This window comes from Cycloclasticus zancles 78-ME, from assembly GCF_000442595.1.
Classification (GTDB): domain Bacteria; phylum Pseudomonadota; class Gammaproteobacteria; order Methylococcales; family Cycloclasticaceae; genus Cycloclasticus; species Cycloclasticus pugetii.
In genome coordinates this window covers 295,587-314,222 of the sequence record NC_021917.1, presented here as the reverse complement: position 1 = coordinate 314,222, position 18,636 = coordinate 295,587, and the positions used below count along the sequence as shown (strand labels likewise).

Below are 18,636 nucleotides of genomic sequence, written 5' to 3'. Positions count from 1 at the left end.
TAATCATTACGGATACACTTTATGAACAAACCTCATATTCTTGTTATTGACGACGAACCCGATATTCGCAGCCTAATTAGGGATATTCTCGAAGATGAAGACTATGAAGTATCTACTGCTGATAGCGCTGTAACCGCTCAGCAAGCACGTCATGAGTGTCGCCATGACTTAATTTTACTGGATATTTGGATGCCGAATACCGACGGCGTCACCTTATTAAAAGACTGGTCTACATCGGGAGATTTATCTTGCCCGGTCATTATGATGTCTGGGCACGGCACCGTTGAAACCGCTGTGGAAGCCACGCGTTTAGGCGCTTATGACTTTCTAGAAAAGCCATTATCCATTGCCAAACTATTACTGACCATTGAACGCGCACTGGAAGCTGAAAAACTTAAACAAGAGAATATCGACCTTAAACAATATTCAAATACCATTCAGGAGCCTCTTGGCAGCAGCCCACAAATTCAACAACTTCTTGAGCAGGCACGCCGACTCGGACAGCATGACACTCGCATATTATTAACGGGCGAACCTGGTAGCGGTAAAGAAACACTCGCACGATATATTCACGAACATAGCACCAGAAAACAAGGGCCTTTTATAGAGTTGAATACAGGCATTATCACTTCCCATAATGCCTTAGAAGAATTTTTTGGTCGTGAAGACGGCGACTCTATTCACTACGGTTTATTGGAAAAAGCAAACCACGGTACCTTGTTCATCGATGAAATTGGTGACATGGACAGTGAAACCCAACACCGCTTACTGAGTGCATTAGAATCTAAATCATTTCAACGCATTGGCGGCCACGAAGAGGTTAAAGCTGATGTAAGAGTTATCGCCTCGACCCGACGAGACCTGGAAGAAGCCATTCAAAATGGTCAATTTAGAAAAGACTTATACTATTTACTGAATGTCGCCTGCCTTCATTTGCCCTCGTTAAAAGATAGAAAAGAGGATATCCCTTTACTATTAGATTTCTATCTCCAGCACTACATAAAGCGAGAAAACTTACCAAAACGTAAATTCACCATTGCGGCGCAACAATTTTTAAGCGATTATACGTGGTTAGGGAATATACGCGAACTAAGGAATGTGGTTCAACGCCTCTTAATACTAGGCATTGGGGACGAGATCGGTCTAACTGAAGTCAAAACAACGCTCGGTGAATCTGCAAGATCCGTCATAACATCAAACGACATACCAATCTTTTATGATTTACCCCTTAAAGATGCTAGAGCACAATTTGAAAAAGCCTACCTTGATTACCACCTTGATCAGCACAAAGGCAGCGTTACTAAACTGGCTGAAACAACTGGCATGGAAAGAACTCACCTTTACCGCAAACTTCATGCCTTGGGCATTGAGTTTAAAGGAAAACGCTAACTCGCGCTATCGCTGTATCCTATGAGAATTATTATTTTAGGGGCCGGTCGAGTAGGCTCTACTGTTGCCAGCAACTTGTCTAGCGAAAATATCGATATCACACTGATTGATAAAGATCAAAAAGTAATAGACGCTGTCTGTGAAAGGCTTGATGTTTCAGCCATCTGCGGCAATGTCTCTCATCCAGATGTCTTAGAAAGCGCCGGCACCAAGTATGCCGATATCATCATCGCCGCAACAGACAGCGATGAAACAAATATGACCGCTTGCCAAGTCGCTCACTACTTATTTAAGGTCCCGAAAAAAATCGCGCGCGTAAGAGCAAGAACCTTCATTGACGTTCAAGAACAACTTTTTAACCCTAACGCCATCCCAATTGACGTTATTATCAACCCCGAAAATGAGATCGTACAATTTATAAAAAACCTCATTTTGCATCCCGGCTCACAGCAAGTTTTATCCTTCGCTAACGGCGTCCTCAGCCTTGTAGAAACAAAATGCAACCGAGATTGCGCATTAGTCGGAAAATCACTTGATGATTTGACCCGTTTATTACGTGGCGTTTACGCCAGAATAGCGCTCATTTATAGAGATAGCGAAATCATCATTCCCAACTATCACACCATTATTGAAGAACACGATCGCGTTTTCTTTATTGCGCCATCTAAGGATATTCAGCAAGTACTGAGCGTACTCTTCAATCAAGATAAAGCCTATAAACGATTAATTATTGCAGGTGGTGGCCGTATTGGTCTTGGTTTAGCTAAAGAGCTTGAGAACACCTTACAAGTTAAAATCATCACTAAAAGCAGCGAAAAAGCCTACGAGCTATCAGAACAGTTAGACCATAGTATCGTACTGTCCGGCGACACTACAGACGAAGCCTTTTTGCTGGATGAAAACATTGACAGAACCGATGTCTTTTGCACGCTGACAAGCGACGATGAAACGAATATTCTATGTTCCATGTTGGCCAAAAGCCTTGGCGCAAAGGTTGTCATGAGCTTAGTCGATAGAAATGCCTATATGAGCATGGTAGATAACGGGGCCATTGATAATGTCATTTACCCTCAGCACACCACCATTGGAAAAATATTATCGCATATCAGACAAGGCGCTATTGCGAGTGTCCATTCTTTATTGCGGGGCAAAGCCGAAGCATTTGAAGCGATTGTCTCAAGTAGGGGACAAAAGAATAACCTCGATGGTCAAGCCATACGGGATGTTAAGCTACCTAACGGCAGCATGATTATTGGTTTAGTAAGAGAGAATATTTCCATTCCAGCAAGACAGGATGTCATTATTAAAAGTGGTGACCACCTGATTATTTTTGTTGCAGATAAGTCTTTAATTCACCAGGTAGAGGCGCTTTTTCAGCCGCCAAAATCCTTCCTTCGCCGATTTATTAATTAAACATGCATTACAACGTTATTAGACGCGTATCAGGTCTATTATTAGGCCTATTTAGCATCACCATGCTACCACCCATTGCCGTGTCTTTTATTTACGACGAACAAAACCACCAACCGTTTTTGATCGGTTTTTTTACTATTTTCCTAACCGGCTTTGTGCTCTGGTTAAGCGCCAAAAATGCTAAAGGAGATTTAAGAACACGAGATGGCTTCGTTATTGCTACTCTTTTCTGGGTTAGCCTTGGACTGTCCGGAGCCATCCCACTATATTTCTCTAGTCTGCCTTCCTTGTCATTAACCGATTCTATATTTGAATCCATTTCAGGCTTAACCACTACTGGGGCAACAGTTATTACAGGGCTCGATACGCTGCCAAAGTCTATTCTTTTTTACCGTCAACAACTCCAGTGGTTTGGTGGCATGGGTATTGTCGTACTTGCCGTTGCCGTCTTACCTATGCTGGGCATCGGTGGAATGCAGCTTTATAAAACTGAGATGCCTGGGCCCGTTAAAGATGCAAAATTGACACCCCGTATCACCGAAACAGCCAAAGCACTATGGGAGATCTATCTTGGCTTAACCATCGCATGCACACTGGCCTATTGGATCGGCGGCATGACATTTTTTGACGCACTAACACATAGTTTTAGTACCGTTTCTATTGGAGGCTTTTCAACCCATGACCTGAGCTTTGCTTTTTTTGACAGTACCGCCTTAAATTATATTTGCATTGTATTTATGCTTGTTGCGGGTATAAATTTCGCACTTCACTTTAGAGCAGCCAAATCACTCAGCCTTAAAGTTTATACTCATAATAATGAGTTTCAAACCTATCTCAGCATTCTCGTTGTACACACTCTGTTGATATCGGGAGTCCTACTTTTTTTAGGTCATGTTGATATTATTGAACAAACCCTATTTCAAGTCGTCTCATTCGCCACAACGACAGGGTTTACTTCCTCCAACCACGCCAACTGGCCTTTATTCATCCCGGTGTTACTTCTTTTTATGAGTTTCTATGGTGGTTGCGGCGGATCTACAGCAGGCGGGATTAAGGTTATCCGCATTTTAATTTTGCTCAAACAGCTTGGCAAAGAGATAACACATTTGATCCATCCACATGCCGACATGCCAATAAAACTTGATCAACGTGTCGTTTCAAGGCCGGTTATCAATGCAGTTTGGAGTTTCTTTTCTGCCTATATTTTATCTTTTGGTCTGTTAATGATTTTAATGATGATGACAGGACTAGACCAAATCACCGCTTTTTCAGCCGTTGCAGCAACCCTTAACAATCTCGGACCGGGGCTAGGCGATATTAGTAGTAGCTACGCAACCCTTCCAGACACAAGCAAGTGGATTGCCTGCTTTTCCATGCTGCTTGGCCGACTAGAAATTTTCACCTTGCTGGTCTTATTTAGCCCTGTTTTTTGGCGCGATTAGTGTCGGATTTACAACACAAGTGGGACCGTATCTATAGTCAGCGAGAAGCAGCTGATCCTAAACCGGCTGCTATGTTATCTCAATATTCACACCTATTGCCCAAGCAAGGACGTGCCCTCGATCTAGCTTGTGGCGTGGGCGGCAATACGTTCTTTTTAGCTCAACGAGGACTAACTGTCGATGCTTGGGATATTTCACCGGTTGCTATCAGTCAGATCGATCAGCGCAAAGGGCCTGCAGACAATATACGCACCTCGGTTGTTAATATTAACGATGGTGTGTTTGCAAAAAATTACTACGATATTGTTACGGTCTCATACTTTCTAGACCGACAACACATTGACGACATCATCACCACACTAAAGCCACAAGGGCTGCTTTTTTATCAAACATTTACGCGTGAAAAAGCGCAACCGGGCGGGCCAAGCAACCCTGATTTTTTGCTGAAAAAAGGAGAGTTATTATCCCTTTTTTCTCAACTAACACCTATTATTTATCATGAGGAGGGCCTTATTGGCGACGCTAGTAAAGGCCTTCGAAATGAAGCCATTCTCATTGCTCAAAAGCCCGCAATGCTGAAACCCCCACTCAACTAGAAATATCATTGTATAATAAGCGGCTAACGTTAATTTAGGTCAATCCATGACTAGCATCAAAAGCACCTCGCCTACCCAGGCTTACGAAATTCTTAACAACGACTCTCATGCCGTATTGATCGACACCCGTACATTTATTGAATTTTCTTTTGTAGGCCACCCCATTGGCGCTATCCACGTACCGCTTAAAAGACCACCTAACTGGAAACCTTTACCCGATTTTGTTGAACAGGTTGAAAAGCACGTCCCTTCAAAGTCAACAACCATTGTTTTAATGTGCCGCAGTGGCGCACGCTCAATGGAAGCGGCTAAATTATTAGAAGAGGCTGGCTACCAGTCCTTATACAACATGAATGAAGGCTTTGAAGGCGATAAAGATAAAAACAACCATCGAGGCAAGCTAGGGGGCTGGCGCTATCATCAACTCCCTTGGGAACAAAGCTAACGTCGCTCTATACATAACTCATATTCATATCAACCGATACTCACCCAATCAAAGGAACCTAATTTCGTGAAACAGAACCTCCGTAATATCGCCATTATCGCCCACGTTGACCATGGCAAAACCACCCTCGTTGACAAATTACTAGAACAATCCGGCACATTAGACCGTAAAAACTCTGGTACAGAAAGAATCATGGATTCTAACGACCAAGAAAAAGAGCGCGGCATCACCATCCTCGCAAAAAACACAGCGATTGAGTGGCAAGGTCTTCATATTAATATTGTGGACACCCCGGGCCATGCCGATTTTGGTGGCGAAGTCGAGCGAGTTCTTTCAATGGTTGATTGTGTCCTATTATTGGTTGATGCAGTTGATGGCCCAATGCCACAAACACGCTTTGTAACCTCTAAAGCTTTTGAACAAGGCTTAAAGCCCATTGTTGTTATCAACAAAGTTGACAGGCCAGGCGCACGCCCTGACTGGGTTATTGACCAGGTTTTTGACCTGTTCGACAAACTTGGCGCCACCGATGAACAGCTCGATTTCCCTGTTATTTATGCCTCTGCCATTAATGGTATTGCTGGCCCAGAAGCAGATGAGCTAGCCGATGATATGACCCCATTATTTGAAATTATTAGAGACAACGTTCCCACGCCTGTTGTTGATGTAAACGCCCCATTCCAAATGCAAATTTCATCACTGGCCTACGATAGCTATGTGGGTGTTATTGGTGTTGGTCGCATTACTCGTGGCAGCTTAAAACCAGGGCAAACCGTTACTATTATTGATAGCAATGACAAACAGCGTAAAGGCAAAGTACTAAACGTAAAAGGTCATTTAGGCCTTGAACGTATAGACGTTGACGAAGCATTCGCTGGCGACATCGTTTGCATTAACGGCATCGACGGTCTTGGAATTTCTGACACACTCTGCGATCCTGATCATGTTGAAGCCATGCCTGCGCTGTCTGTAGACGAACCAACCGTTAGCATGACCTTTTCTGTTAACAACTCACCTTTTGCTGGACAAGATGGCAAGTTTGTCACTTCGCGCAATATTAAAGACCGTCTTAACCAAGAACTTATCCATAACGTTGCTCTGCGTGTTGAGCCCGGCGACTCACCTGACAAATTCATCGTATCTGGTCGAGGCGAATTGCACTTATCTGTGCTGATAGAAACCATGCGACGTGAAGGCTTTGAACTAGGTGTTGCTCGCCCTGAAGTCATCCAAAAAGAAATTGATGGCAAAATGCAGGAACCGTTCGAAATGGTTGTAATTGACATTGAAGAACAGCACCAAGGACCCATTATGGAAGAAATGGGTTTACGTAAAGCCGAGCTAACCAATATGGAGCCTGACGGTAAAGGACGCATACGACTTGAATTTATGAGCCCCTCGCGTGGTTTAATCGGCTTCCGCGGTCACTTCCTAACGCTGACGTCTGGCTCGGGTATCATGACCAGTGTCTTTGATCATTATGGTCAAGTGAAAGACGGCGAAATCACCTCTCGACAAAACGGCGTTTTAGTTTCTATGGTCAAAGGCAAAACATTGGCTTTCGGCTTATTCAACCTGCAAGAAAGAGGTAAATTATTCTTAGGTCATGCCGAAGAAGTCTACGAAGGACAAATCGTGGGGCTTCATTCACGCGGTAATGATTTAGTCGTCAACCCGACCAAAGGCAAACAGCTTACTAACGTGCGTGCATCGGGCACAGATGAAGCCTTAACACTCGTTCCTCCCGTCGTCATGACGCTAGAACAAGCGCTTGAGTTTATTGAAGATGACGAGTTAGTTGAAGTCACACCTCACCATATTCGTCTAAGAAAAAAATTACTAACCGAAAACGAACGTAAACGTGCCTCACGCGCACCAAAGTCTTAATATCAGGCACAAAAAAACCGGCGGAGTAAACTCCGCCGGTTAAGTGGTCGCATTGCTTGGTTGGCAAAAAATTTGATCCTTACCAGCATCCATACTGATTGTGTAATCCTTTACACTTCCCTAGCAAACAATCCTTGTTTGGTGAGATCCTTCTCATAAATTTTCTAGCGACGTTAAAAGTATAGACCTGACATCCCTAGTAAATAATCATCTACAACCTCAATCAGGGTAAGCATATCCTTACACCCTACAACGTTTATTTCATCAAAACATATTGTCTTTCATCCACATCAGACTTACTATACTAAACCAATTCTAATATATTCAGGGTGTAGATCATGAGCTGGACTAAAAAAGTATTACGCATAAATCTAACAAACAGGACATCTTCTGAAGAACCTCTCAATATGGAGTGGGCAGAACTTTATCTAGGCCAGAGAGGGCTAGCGACAAAGTACCTTACAGAAGAAGTGGACCCAACCGTCGAGCCTCTAGCGCCAGAAAACAAGCTGTATATGGTAACAGGCCCACTAACAGGCACCATGGCTTCAACGGGTGGTCGTTACTCTTGTGTCACTAAAAGCCCCTTAACCAATGCTCTGGCTTGCTCAAATTCAGGTGGTTTTTTTGGCAACGAAATGAAATGTGCTGGCTGGGATATGATTATCCTAGAAGGCAAAGCAAGCTCCCCAGTTTATATCAGCATCGTTGATGAAAAATGCGAGATCCTGCCGGCGGATGAAATTTGGGGCAAATCTGTTTGGGAAGCCGATGAATGGCTTCATAATAAACACCAAGACCCTCAACTAAGAATCGCTGCTATTGGCCTACCTGGTGAAAAGGGCAACCTATATTCTGCTATCGTTAATGACTTACATCGTGCTGCTGGGCGTTCCGGCGTAGGCGCTGTTATGGGTTCAAAAAATGTCAAAGCGGTGACCCTTAGAGGCAGCAAAGGTGTTGGCAATATAAAAGATCCAAAACGTTTCTTCGAAGCCACCAACAAAGCTAAAAAAATTATCGCTGACAGTGAAATGACTCAAGGTCTCAGCGCCTTAGGTACCAATGTCATGATGAACCATATGAACGAAGTGGGTGCTTTACCGGCTAGAAACTGGCAAGACAGCACCTTTGACAATGCACCTAAACTGTCAAGTGAAGCGATGGCTGTGCCAAGAGAAAGTGACGGCAAGCCAAATTTAACACGAAATGCCGGCTGCTTTGCCTGCACTATATCTTGCGGACGCATCTCAACAATCGACCCAGAGCATTTCAGCATTAAAAACCGTGATGACATCCACAAGCACTTTAAAGGCAACTCTGGTGGTAACGAATATGAAGCAGCATGGGCATTGGGTTGCGATACCGGCGTTGATGATTTAGACGCCGTGACCTATGCTAACTTTGTCTGTAATGAGCAAGCTCTTGACCCCATCTCAGCAGGCGCCACTATTGCTGCAGCCATGGAATTATATGAGCTAGGCATACTCACAAAAGAAGATACCGGCGGCATTGAAATGAACTTTGGCAATGCTGAAGCGATGGTGGAATGTATTGAACTGATTGCAAAACATGAAGGCTTTGGACAAGAACTCGCTCAAAGCTCACTTCGTTTTTGTGAAAAATACGGCCGTCCAGACCTCGCTATTGTTGTTAAAGGGCAAGAGTTTCCAGCCTATGATGCTCGCGCCGTAAAAGGCATGGGCCTTGGATATGCCACATCAAACCGCGGCGCCTGTCACGTACGTGGTTACACTAACGGCTCAGAAACAGCTGGGATACCTTTCAAAACAGATCCATTAGCCTATGAAGGAAAAGCAGAACTACTGATGGCATTCCAAGATACAACCAGTGTGTTTGATTCTGCCGGCATCTGCACCTTCTCATCCTTCGCACAAGGCATTGAAGAAGTGGCAGAACAAATTGATGCTGCCTGCGAAGGCGACTGGACAGCTGAAAGACTCGGCCAATTAGGCGAGCGCGTTTGGAACCTTGAGCGTGAGTTCAACAACAATGCTGGTTTCACAGCTGCCGATGACACGCTTCCACCTCGCTTATTAAGTGAGCCTGTCAAAGCAGGCCCTGCAAAAGGTGAAGTTTGTGAGCTAGATAGAATGTTGCCCGAATACTACGAAGTTCGTGGTTGGAATCAAGACGGCACACTTAAAGAAGCAACAAAACAACGCCTAAGTTTGTAAATTATCACTTTGTATCCGACAGAGCAGTCGTTGTGACTGCTCTGTCTTTACCATATAGAACATGCCTACAATCACCCTCAAACTTTTCGCCTCTTTAGCTAAAATAGCACCTGAAAATATAGGCGGAGAAATTAGAACGGTTCCTATTCAAGCAGGTGATACCATCACCAGCATTGCCGATCGTGAAAATTTATCGCATAAGACTCTCCATTTAGTTATTTTAAATGGCACTTATATCGACAAAGACAAACGTGACTCCACACTGCTTAAAGATGGCGACACGTTAAGTCTCTGGCCTCCGGTTGTTGGCGGCTAACAGATAAACGCCTATTTCCTGCTTGCTATCCTTTCTCGTTATTGGGAAAATGCCAGCTTACTCGCAACATAGCATATACTTTAAAAATGGATAGCAGAACAGCAACTGTTAATCGCGACACCCTAGAAACCCAAATCTCAGTTTCTATTAACTTAGACGGTAACGGTATAACAAACTTTTCTACGGGAATCCCCTTTCTCGAACATATGCTTGACCAGATTGCTCGTCACGGCATGATAGATTTGGACATTAATGCCAAGGGCGATTTGCATATCGACGCTCATCACACCGTTGAGGACCTAGGCATTACATTGGGCAAAGCTGTTACTGACGCGCTGGGCGACCGCAAAGGCATTTATCGTTATGGTCATGCCTACGTACCACTAGACGAAGCTTTATCTCGGGTTGTAATCGATTTTTCTGGCCGCCCGGGACTTGTTTACGATGTCGAATTCCCTCGCGCAAGAATTGGAGATTTTGACGTTGATTTATTTCGTGAATTTTTCCAAGGTTTCGTAAACCATGCCAACATCTCTTTACATATAGATAATTTAAAAGGCCTTAATGCACACCACGTTGCTGAAACTATCTTTAAAGCGTTTGGCCGGGCTCTTCGTTTTTCATTAGAAAGAGACCCCCGTATGGAAGGCATCGTCCCTTCAACAAAAGGTTGCTTGTAACACTAAACGAGATCTAAATTATGGCCACCGTTGCCGTTATTGACTATGGGATGGGGAACTTACACTCCATCGAAAAAGCACTAAAAACCGCTTCCCCAAACGCTACTGTTATTGTAACGGCCGATAAAAATATTATTTTATCTGCTGATCACGTTGTTTTCCCTGGCGTAGGCGCTATTCGTGACTGTATGGCTGCACTACAAAAAACAGGTTTAGATGACATCATTAAACAAGTCGCACAGAACAAACCTTTACTCGGTATTTGTCTTGGTATGCAAGCGTTATTGCAACATAGCGATGAGAACAATGGGGTTACATGCTTAGGCATTATCCCTGGAAATGTTATAAAGTTTCCATCAGGAACATATGATGAACAGGGAAATGCTATTAAAATTCCACACATGGGGTGGAATGAAGTTAATTACACAAATAAAAACCCACTTTTTAATAATATAGCTCAAAACGAACGATTTTATTTTGTTCATGGCTATCATGCTAGCGAAGTGGGCGAAGAACACACCTCTGCTACCACAAACTACCCAGACCCCTTTCCCTGTGCGCTTATGTGGAAAAATATAGTCGCTGTACAATTCCACCCTGAAAAAAGCCAACATGCAGGATTGCAGTTACTTAGAAACTTCTTAAAATGGGATGGTACAGCTGAATCAAATGGACATGCTTAACTATTTTTCCAATCAAACAGATACCCTTTAAACGCAACCCTTAACACCACCAGGAACAACTAACATGATTCTTATTCCCGCCATTGATCTTAAAGAAGGTAAGTGCGTTCGCTTACGCCAAGGCCGCATGGATGATGAAACTATTTTTTCAGACAACCCTGTAGAGGTTGCTTCACGCTGGGTAAATGAAGGCGCTAAGCGGCTACACCTCGTTGACTTGGACGGTGCTTTTGCTGGCAAGCCTGTAAACGCAGGTGTTGTTCACGATATTGCGCAGGCTCACCCCGATTTAATCATCCAAGTTGGCGGCGGTATCCGCGACGAAGATACTATTCAGACCTACCTTAATGCTGGCGTACAATACGTCATTATCGGCACAAAGGCAGTCAGCGCCCCCCACTTTGTTGGTGATGTCTGTGCAGAGTTCCCTGGCCATATTATCGTTGGCCTAGATGCAAAAGATGGCAAAGTCGCTATTGATGGTTGGTCAAAACTATCTAATCACGATGTTATCGACCTAGCACAGCATTTTGAAAATGACGGTGTTGAGTCTATTATTTATACAGATATCGGTCGAGATGGCATGATGAAAGGCGTCAATGTTGAAGCCACCGCCAAACTCGCCCGCTCTATTCGTATTCCAGTTATTGCCTCTGGCGGTATTACCAATATGGATGACATTTATGCCCTAGGTAAGGTGGCCGATGATGGCATCATGGGCGCCATAACCGGTAGGGCTATTTACGAAGGCACGCTTGATTTTGCTGAAGGTGAAAAACTAGCCGAGACGTTTGCTTAATATGGCACTGGCCAAACGTATTATTCCTTGCCTAGATGTAGACAATGGCCGTGTTGTTAAGGGCGTCAAATTCGTTGATATTCGAGATGCTGGCGACCCCGTTGAAGTTGCCAGACGTTATGACCAAGAAGGAGCGGATGAAATCACCTTTCTTGATATTACCGCCACCTCGGATAACCGCGAAACCATTGTGCACGTTATAGAACAAGTTGCCGATGAAGTCTTTATTCCCCTAACTGTCGGTGGAGGTATTCGCGAATTAGCCGATATTAGCCGCATGCTAAAAGCAGGGGCAGACAAAGTTGGCATTAATAGCGCAGCTATTTTTAACCCTAACTTTGTTAAGGAAGCCGCCGAGCGATTTGGTTCACAATGCATTGTTGTCGCTATTGACGCTAAATGCGTTAGCGCCAACGGCGAACCCAAACGCTGGGAAATATTCACCCATGGTGGCCGAAAAGAAACCGGTATCGATGCCATCGAATGGGCAAAAAAAATGGTTGCCTTAGGCGCCGGTGAAATTTTACTCACCAGTATGGACCGTGATGGTACTAAAATTGGGTTTGATCTTGAACTCACCCGCGCCATCAGCGAAGCGGTTGAAGTACCCGTTATTGCCTCTGGCGGTGTTGGCACCTTAGACCATTTAGTCGATGGCGTCACTAAAGGTAAAGCCGATGCAGTCCTTGCTGCTAGCATATTTCACTTTGCAGAGTTTAGTATTGGTGAAGCAAAACAGCACATGCAAGATAATGGTATAGAGGTTCGATTATGAGCACCTGGCTTGACGAAATAAAATGGGATGAAAAAGGCCTTCTCCCTGCTATAGCCCAAGACCACAAAACAGGCAAAATACTTATGTTTGCTTGGATGAACCAACAAGCTTTACAGCTTACCGTTGAACAAGGGCACGCTGTTTATTGGTCGCGTTCTCGCAATAAACTTTGGCATAAAGGTGAAGAATCTGGTCACCAACAAATCATCAACGATATTCGCTTAGACTGCGATGGAGATGTTATCCTACTGTCTGTTGAACAAAAAGGCGGTATTGCTTGTCATACTGGCCGGGAACGTTGCTTTTATCGGCAATTAGTCGATGAACAATGGCAAGACACAGACCCTGTTTTAAAAGACCTCAAAAATATTTATTCAAAATGAGTAACATACTGAAGCGACTTGAAACCATCTTGCAGCAGCGCAAGCAAGATGACCCCGCAGCATCCTATGTTGCCAGTTTATATGATAAAGGGCTTGATACCATTCTTAAGAAAATTGGCGAAGAGGCAACAGAAACGGTCATTGCCGCCAAGTCTGGCGATAAAACACAAATTATTTACGAAACGGCAGATCTGTGGTTTCATTCACTGGTCTTATTAGCACAACAAGACTTAAGTGCTGACGATGTGCTGAAGGAACTTGAGCGCCGCTTTGGGCTATCTGGGCTAGATGAAAAAGCCAATAGAACCAAGTAGAATGATTCTTACTACAACTTTCAATTAGAGGTTACCATGGGTGGCATCGGCATTTGGCAATTAATTATTATTCTCGTTATTGTGCTTTTATTATTTGGCACAAAACGCTTACGTAACCTTGGTGGCGACTTAGGTGGCGCAATCAAAGGCTTCAAAGGCGCGATGAAGGAAGGCGAAAAAGAAAAAGACACTGATCATCAAAAATCAGTTGCTAACGACGATACTAAAAAAGACGACTCGACGCAGTAATTAACGCTTTATTGGCGTTCATTGCTGATAACGTTTTACCTTATGTCAGACATTGACCCTAACGACCAAGAAACCAGCTTCGTTTCGCACTTAGTTGAATTGCGAACGCGTCTTATTCACGCGATCATTGGTCTGCTCGTCGTTTTTTTGCCACTGGCTCCTTTCGCGAATGACATCTACTCACTGGTCGCTCAACCGCTGCTAACCCATATGCCAGAAGGCACTAGCATGGTCGCAATTGAAGTGATTTCACCCTTCCTAACACCGTTAAAGCTGACCCTAATGTTGTCCGTTTTTATTAGCATTCCATGGGTTTTCTACCAAGTCTGGCTGTTTGTGTCTCCGGGTCTTTATCAACATGAACAGCGCATCGCCTTACCGTTAATTAGCGCTGCTACTTTCCTGTTTTATGGTGGTATGCTGTTCGCTTATTTTGTCGTCATGCCGCTGATCTTCAAGTTTCTGACAGCAACCGCGCCCGAAGGCGTTGCCGTGATGACTGATATCAGCAAATATTTAGATTTCATCCTAACGCTATTTTTTGCTTTCGGCATGGCATTTCAAGTGCCTATTGCAACGTTTTTGTTGGTTAAAACTGGCGTATCAACACCACAAAGCTTGGCTGAAAAGCGCCCTTATATCATCGTTGGCGCCTTTGTTATTGGCATGTTATTAACACCACCTGATATTATCTCTCAAACCTTATTAGCTTTACCCATGTGGTTACTTTTTGAAATAGGCCTTTTAATGTCAAAAAGGTTTGCTCGACCAACCGAACACCAAACAGCCCAATGAAAACACTATTTTTACTCCTAATTATTACTATGTGCTCACCAGCATACGCAAACATGCCTTCTTTAAAACCTTGCCCAGATAAACCCAATTGCGTCTCCAGTAAAGCAGATGACGAACATGCTATTGCACCCTTTAAATTAAAACAAAATCAGCCAGTTGATCAACAGCGATTGCTAGAGGTGCTTAACCAGCTCGACAACAATATCGCTGTTATCCATGATGAGAACCATATTCATGCAGAAATCACCAGTCGTGTTTTTGGTTTTGTTGATGATCTCGATTTAATCATAAATATAGAGCAACAAATTATTCATGTACGCTCGGCCTCCCGTACGGGTTATTACGATTTTGGTGTTAACCGACGTCGCGTTGAAAGACTTCGTTCATTATTAAAACAACATGGCATTATTCTGTGATCCCTACGGCTGAACCTTTATCCTCATACCCAAAATATTGGGCGGAGTGCTATGGCGTAGCACCCTTCTTACCGACAAGCCGCGCAGAAATGGATGCGCTAGGTTGGGATAGTTGCGATATTATCGTCGTCACCGGCGATGCCTATGTAGACCACCCAAGCTTTGGCATGGCCGTTATTGGCCGACTACTGGAAAAACAAGGCTTTCGTGTTGGCATTATCGACCAACCTGACTGGCAAAGTACCAAAGATTTTTCGGCACTAGGAAAACCAAACTTATTCTTTGGTATTGCTGCCGGCAATATGGACTCAATGATTAACCGCTATACTGCGGATAAACGCGCCCGCTCAGACGATGCATATACACCTGGTGATCAGGCAGGTCGTCGTCCAGATCGCGCCGTTATTGTGTATACACAGCGATGTAAAGAGGCCTTCCCTGATGTCCCCACAGTGCTCGGAAGCATTGAAGCGAGCCTACGAAGGATAGCCCACTACGATTACTGGGATGATGCTGTTAGGCGCTCCATTTTAATTGACTCTCAAGCCGATATTTTACTCTATGGTAATGCGGAGAGAGCTATTGCGGAGTTAGCACACCGACTATCCCAAAATGAAGCCATCGCCAATATTAAGGATATTCGCGGCACGGCGTTCGTCCGCGATACATTACCGGATGGTTGGACACTCATTGACTCCACTCGCATTGACCGGCCAGGTAAAATTGACCCACACAACAACCCTTATCAGTCAGATGAAGAATTAGCCGCAGCAACCGGCGGAAAATGTCAGGTCAACAATACAAATGATTCCGACGATGGCAGCCAAGTCGTCACACTCAGCTTTTTACCTAAACACAGCAAAACTGATCGCGCTAAAACGGTTATACGTTTACCTTCATACAAAAAGGTAAAAAGCGACCCTGTTTTATACGCCCATGCTTCACGGGTTTTACACTTAGAAACCAACCCCGGCAATGCGCGTGCATTAGTACAAAACCACGATGGCAAAGACGTTTGGTTAAATCCACCACCGATTCCTTTATCCACCGAAGAAATGGACGAGGTATTTGGCTTGCCCTTTCAACGCGTCCCTCACCCAAAATATGATGGGCAGCGTATTCCCGCTTATGAAATGATCCGTTTCTCCATCAACATCATGCGCGGTTGTTTTGGTGGCTGTACTTTTTGCTCCATTACCGAACACGAAGGGCGTATCATCCAAAATCGTTCAGAACAATCCATCTTGAACGAGATTGAAGATATTCGCGACAAAACACCAGGGTTTACCGGCACAATCTCTGATCTTGGCGGCCCAACAGCCAATATGTATCGTCTTGCTTGTAAAGACCCCAAGATTGAAGCTGCCTGTAGGCGACCTTCTTGCGTGTACCCTGGCATTTGCGACAACTTAAATACAGACCACGACCCGTTAATTAAGTTATATAAAAAAGCGCGAAAAATTAAAGGTGTGAAACGGATTTTAATCGCTTCCGGCCTGCGGTATGACCTTGCAGTAGAATCACCTGAATACGTTGAAGAACTGGTAACTCATCATGTCGGAGGTTATTTGAAAATTGCCCCCGAACATACTGAACAAGCGCCTTTATCGAAAATGATGAAACCAGGTATTGGCACTTACGATCGCTTTAAAACCATGTTCGAGAAATTCACCAAAAAAGCCGGGAAAAAACAGTATCTCATTCCGTACTTTATTGCCGCTCATCCGGGCACCGAAGACGAAGACATGGTCAACCTAGCTTTATGGCTGAAAAAAAATAAATTTCAAGCCGACCAAGTGCAAACCTTCTATCCATCTCCGATGGCCACCGCAACGGCGATGTATCACACTGGGAGAAATCCGCTTAAAGGCCTCAGCTATAAAAGCGAAAAAGTGAACACCGTCAGAAAGATTGAGCAGCGTCGTTTACACAAAGCATTGCTTCGTTATCATGACCCTGCTAACTGGAAGGTCATCAAAGATTTACTGTTAAAATCTGGCAAAAAACACCTCATTGGCGAAGCCCCCAACTGCTTAATACCTAGCAAACCTGTTGGCACAAAGAACTTTAAAAAGAAAGGTGTGCAGAAGTTTGTTACTAAGCACACTAAACAAGGTTACAAACCATTGACTACTAAAAAAGGAAAAAATAAGCTTTAACCCCTTTCCTTTGGCCAAGCATTGCCAAATCTATAAAACGTACTACACTGAAAACTAATACTTTCAAGAACCGTGTTCATGGAAAGAGTACGTTTTATTATATTTTGCCTTATTTGCCAACTATCGCCCCTTTCTCAGGCGGTTGAACTTATTGCGCACCCTAGCGTACCTGTTGATACGCTATCCGCTACAGCAGCCCGTAACATCTTTACCATGCGCACCCTATATTGGCCCAGCGGCCGCCCCATAAAAGTTTTTGTGTTGAGCGATGAAAACGCTCTTCATCAACAATTTTCAAAAACAAGCCTACATGTTTTCCCTTATAAACTTAGGCGCATATGGGATAGAAACATTTATTCAGGCACAGGGGAGGCCCCCATCACCGTCGACAGTGAAGAAGAAATGCTGAAAGCCATTTCTTCTTCTCCCGGTGCCATTGGCTACGCTAACAAAGGAAATGATAATGTGCGTATTATTAAAATCGATTAAACATCGTTGCTGGGCTTTACTGGTTATTAGTAGCCAACTGCTAACCGGTTTCAGCCCCGCTCATTCTTTTGAGCCGTTAGACGACTTTCAAATACATGGCTTTGCGAGTCAAGGTTATTTTTTAACTACTGCAAATAATATATATGGTCAAAGTAGTAAACACCTTGGAACCTTAGGCCTTACAGAAACTGGCATTAATGTTTCCTTTCGCCCCCTAGATAACATACGAGTAGCTGCACAAGGGATATATCGACATGCTGGTGATGTAAGCGAAGAAGCGGGGATCGATTTTGCCTTGATCGACTGGACGATTATAGATAATTACAGTCTGCGCATGGGTCTTCGCTTAGGGCGCATCAAAAACCCTTTTGGCTTTTATAATGAAACGCGTGACGTAGCCTTTACACGACCTTCAATAACCTTACCCGGCATAAACTACGAACGCTCTCGTAACCTACTTCTAAGCACCGATGGTGCTCAAATTTATGTCGATAAAACTCTAGATATTGGTTACTTTTCGTTTCAACTTAATGCTGGAGAATTAGGTGATGATTTAGACGAGCTTGAAATCGCTATTTTGACATTCGATGCCCCCGGCCACTTAGAAAATATGCCTAGCTACATCACTAAAATTGGCTATGAAAGTATCAGTGGCGCAACACGTTTAGCATTTAGTTATGCGAATGCTGATATGGAGTACAAACCCAGCGGGCTAGGCGACTTTTTTGACAATGGTGATTTAGATTTTGAACAGTTTATCTTGTCTGCCCAACAACGTTTTGGCGATATTACCTTAACTGGGGAATACCTTAGACAAGAAAATACTTTTAAAAACTTTGGCCCTTTCTACCCTGATGCATCGCCAGTAACTGAAAGTTACTACCTTCAAGGGGATTATTATTTCACCAACCGTGTGAAAGGCTATGCGCGTTATGATGCTTTATTCTTAGACAAAGATAACCGAAACGGTAGAACCAGCGTACCTAATTCACTTCGCAGTGCTGCTTTTACTAAAGATTATATGCTCGGCCTAGAGTGGAGCCCCTCAAGCCAATGGATGATTCAAGCAGAGTATCATCGCCTCAATGGCACCGCCATTTTGTCGTTTGCCGACAACCCAGACCGACTAGCCACAAAAAAGCATTGGAGCCTGTTTGCGCTGCAAGTCTCGTATCGCTTCTAATTTAATTAGCAAAACAGCCAAAATC

At 43.9% G+C, this 18,636-nt stretch carries 20 protein-coding genes; all 20 read left to right on the top strand.

Annotation, left to right across the window (positions count from 1 at the left end):
• Positions 1-21 precede the first annotated feature (21 nt).
• Positions 22-1,389: a sigma-54-dependent transcriptional regulator gene (locus CYCME_RS01565; RefSeq protein ID WP_015006912.1), complete on the top strand. Its 1,368-nt coding sequence runs from the start codon at positions 22-24 to the stop codon at positions 1,387-1,389.
• 21 nt (positions 1,390-1,410) lie between these two features.
• Complete coding sequence (gene trkA, locus CYCME_RS01560; RefSeq protein WP_016390845.1) at positions 1,411-2,802, top strand: Trk system potassium transporter TrkA; 1,392 nt, start codon at positions 1,411-1,413, stop codon at positions 2,800-2,802.
• A 2-nt stretch (positions 2,803-2,804) separates the two neighbouring features.
• Positions 2,805-4,244: a TrkH family potassium uptake protein gene (locus tag CYCME_RS01555; protein ID WP_015006914.1), complete on the top strand. Its 1,440-nt coding sequence runs from the start codon at positions 2,805-2,807 to the stop codon at positions 4,242-4,244.
• Positions 4,244-4,840 carry a class I SAM-dependent methyltransferase gene (locus CYCME_RS01550; RefSeq protein WP_015006915.1) on the top strand — a complete coding sequence of 199 codons (597 nt, stop codon included), beginning with the start codon at positions 4,244-4,246 and terminating at the stop codon, positions 4,838-4,840. The genes CYCME_RS01555 and CYCME_RS01550 overlap by 1 nt, the downstream gene beginning before the upstream one ends.
• A gap of 46 nt (positions 4,841-4,886) precedes the next feature.
• Positions 4,887-5,285: a rhodanese-like domain-containing protein gene (locus tag CYCME_RS01545; protein ID WP_016390842.1), complete on the top strand. Its 399-nt coding sequence runs from the start codon at positions 4,887-4,889 to the stop codon at positions 5,283-5,285.
• A 66-nt stretch (positions 5,286-5,351) separates the two neighbouring features.
• A complete protein-coding gene (gene typA, locus CYCME_RS01540; protein WP_015006917.1) occupies positions 5,352-7,172 on the top strand; it encodes a translational GTPase TypA in 1,821 nt (606 codons plus the stop codon).
• A gap of 338 nt (positions 7,173-7,510) precedes the next feature.
• Positions 7,511-9,370 carry an aldehyde ferredoxin oxidoreductase family protein gene (locus tag CYCME_RS01535; protein ID WP_015006918.1) on the top strand — a complete coding sequence of 620 codons (1,860 nt, stop codon included), beginning with the start codon at positions 7,511-7,513 and terminating at the stop codon, positions 9,368-9,370.
• A 61-nt stretch (positions 9,371-9,431) separates the two neighbouring features.
• The gene (locus CYCME_RS01530) at positions 9,432-9,686 is read left to right on the top strand and encodes a MoaD/ThiS family protein (RefSeq protein WP_015006919.1); all 255 of its coding nucleotides are present in this window, start codon (positions 9,432-9,434) and stop codon (positions 9,684-9,686) included.
• 86 nt (positions 9,687-9,772) lie between these two features.
• Positions 9,773-10,366 (top strand): imidazoleglycerol-phosphate dehydratase HisB, encoded by a 594-nt coding sequence (gene hisB / locus CYCME_RS01525; RefSeq protein WP_020931927.1) that lies wholly within the window; start codon positions 9,773-9,775, stop codon positions 10,364-10,366.
• Between the two features lie 20 nt (positions 10,367-10,386).
• Complete coding sequence (gene hisH, locus CYCME_RS01520; protein ID WP_020931926.1) at positions 10,387-11,049, top strand: imidazole glycerol phosphate synthase subunit HisH; 663 nt, start codon at positions 10,387-10,389, stop codon at positions 11,047-11,049.
• 64 nt (positions 11,050-11,113) lie between these two features.
• On the top strand, positions 11,114-11,848 hold the full coding sequence (gene hisA / locus CYCME_RS01515) for a 1-(5-phosphoribosyl)-5-[(5-phosphoribosylamino)methylideneamino]imidazole-4-carboxamide isomerase (RefSeq protein WP_015006922.1): 735 nt from the start codon (positions 11,114-11,116) through the stop codon (positions 11,846-11,848).
• 1 nt (position 11,849) lies between these two features.
• A complete protein-coding gene (gene hisF, locus CYCME_RS01510) occupies positions 11,850-12,623 on the top strand; it encodes an imidazole glycerol phosphate synthase subunit HisF (RefSeq protein ID WP_015006923.1) in 774 nt (257 codons plus the stop codon).
• The gene (gene hisI / locus CYCME_RS01505) at positions 12,620-13,006 is read left to right on the top strand and encodes a phosphoribosyl-AMP cyclohydrolase (RefSeq protein ID WP_020931925.1); all 387 of its coding nucleotides are present in this window, start codon (positions 12,620-12,622) and stop codon (positions 13,004-13,006) included. The genes hisF and hisI overlap by 4 nt, the downstream gene beginning before the upstream one ends.
• A complete protein-coding gene (locus tag CYCME_RS01500) occupies positions 13,003-13,320 on the top strand; it encodes a phosphoribosyl-ATP diphosphatase (protein WP_020931924.1) in 318 nt (105 codons plus the stop codon). Before hisI ends, CYCME_RS01500 begins: the two co-directional genes overlap by 4 nt.
• Positions 13,321-13,356: 36 nt before the next feature.
• Positions 13,357-13,569, top strand: coding sequence for a Sec-independent protein translocase subunit TatA (gene tatA, locus CYCME_RS01495; RefSeq protein WP_015006926.1), 213 nt, complete (start codon positions 13,357-13,359; stop codon positions 13,567-13,569).
• 42 nt (positions 13,570-13,611) lie between these two features.
• Positions 13,612-14,364 (top strand): twin-arginine translocase subunit TatC, encoded by a 753-nt coding sequence (tatC, locus tag CYCME_RS01490; RefSeq protein WP_015006927.1) that lies wholly within the window; start codon positions 13,612-13,614, stop codon positions 14,362-14,364.
• A 53-nt stretch (positions 14,365-14,417) separates the two neighbouring features.
• Positions 14,418-14,780, top strand: coding sequence for a DUF1499 domain-containing protein (locus tag CYCME_RS01485; RefSeq protein ID WP_015006928.1), 363 nt, complete (start codon positions 14,418-14,420; stop codon positions 14,778-14,780).
• The gene (locus CYCME_RS01480) at positions 14,780-16,939 is read left to right on the top strand and encodes a YgiQ family radical SAM protein (protein ID WP_096910809.1); all 2,160 of its coding nucleotides are present in this window, start codon (positions 14,780-14,782) and stop codon (positions 16,937-16,939) included. Before CYCME_RS01485 ends, CYCME_RS01480 begins: the two co-directional genes overlap by 1 nt.
• A gap of 78 nt (positions 16,940-17,017) precedes the next feature.
• Positions 17,018-17,428 (top strand): hypothetical protein, encoded by a 411-nt coding sequence (locus tag CYCME_RS01475; protein ID WP_015006930.1) that lies wholly within the window; start codon positions 17,018-17,020, stop codon positions 17,426-17,428.
• Entirely contained in the window at positions 17,403-18,611 is a 1,209-nt protein-coding gene (locus tag CYCME_RS01470; protein WP_020931922.1) for a hypothetical protein, read from the top strand. Before CYCME_RS01475 ends, CYCME_RS01470 begins: the two co-directional genes overlap by 26 nt.
• Positions 18,612-18,636 lie beyond the last annotated feature (25 nt).

Excerpts from the sequence above, each read along its gene's own strand:
- CYCME_RS01565 (WP_015006912.1), top strand. The coding sequence starts at position 22 with ATGAACAAACCTCATATTCTTGTTATTGACGACGAACCCGATATTCGC.
- trkA (WP_016390845.1), top strand. The coding sequence starts at position 1,411 with ATGAGAATTATTATTTTAGGGGCCGGTCGAGTAGGCTCTACTGTTGCC.
- CYCME_RS01555 (WP_015006914.1), top strand. The coding sequence starts at position 2,805 with ATGCATTACAACGTTATTAGACGCGTATCAGGTCTATTATTAGGCCTA.
- CYCME_RS01545 (WP_016390842.1), top strand. The coding sequence starts at position 4,887 with ATGACTAGCATCAAAAGCACCTCGCCTACCCAGGCTTACGAAATTCTT.
- CYCME_RS01535 (WP_015006918.1), top strand. The coding sequence starts at position 7,511 with ATGAGCTGGACTAAAAAAGTATTACGCATAAATCTAACAAACAGGACA.
- CYCME_RS01530 (WP_015006919.1), top strand. The coding sequence starts at position 9,432 with ATGCCTACAATCACCCTCAAACTTTTCGCCTCTTTAGCTAAAATAGCA.
- hisB (WP_020931927.1), top strand. The coding sequence starts at position 9,773 with ATGGATAGCAGAACAGCAACTGTTAATCGCGACACCCTAGAAACCCAA.
- hisH (WP_020931926.1), top strand. The coding sequence starts at position 10,387 with ATGGCCACCGTTGCCGTTATTGACTATGGGATGGGGAACTTACACTCC.
- hisA (WP_015006922.1), top strand. The coding sequence starts at position 11,114 with ATGATTCTTATTCCCGCCATTGATCTTAAAGAAGGTAAGTGCGTTCGC.
- hisF (WP_015006923.1), top strand. The coding sequence starts at position 11,850 with ATGGCACTGGCCAAACGTATTATTCCTTGCCTAGATGTAGACAATGGC.
- hisI (WP_020931925.1), top strand. The coding sequence starts at position 12,620 with ATGAGCACCTGGCTTGACGAAATAAAATGGGATGAAAAAGGCCTTCTC.
- CYCME_RS01500 (WP_020931924.1), top strand. The coding sequence starts at position 13,003 with ATGAGTAACATACTGAAGCGACTTGAAACCATCTTGCAGCAGCGCAAG.
- tatA (WP_015006926.1), top strand. The coding sequence starts at position 13,357 with ATGGGTGGCATCGGCATTTGGCAATTAATTATTATTCTCGTTATTGTG.
- tatC (WP_015006927.1), top strand. The coding sequence starts at position 13,612 with ATGTCAGACATTGACCCTAACGACCAAGAAACCAGCTTCGTTTCGCAC.
- CYCME_RS01485 (WP_015006928.1), top strand. The coding sequence starts at position 14,418 with ATGCCTTCTTTAAAACCTTGCCCAGATAAACCCAATTGCGTCTCCAGT.
- CYCME_RS01475 (WP_015006930.1), top strand. The coding sequence starts at position 17,018 with ATGGAAAGAGTACGTTTTATTATATTTTGCCTTATTTGCCAACTATCG.
- CYCME_RS01470 (WP_020931922.1), top strand. The coding sequence starts at position 17,403 with ATGTGCGTATTATTAAAATCGATTAAACATCGTTGCTGGGCTTTACTG.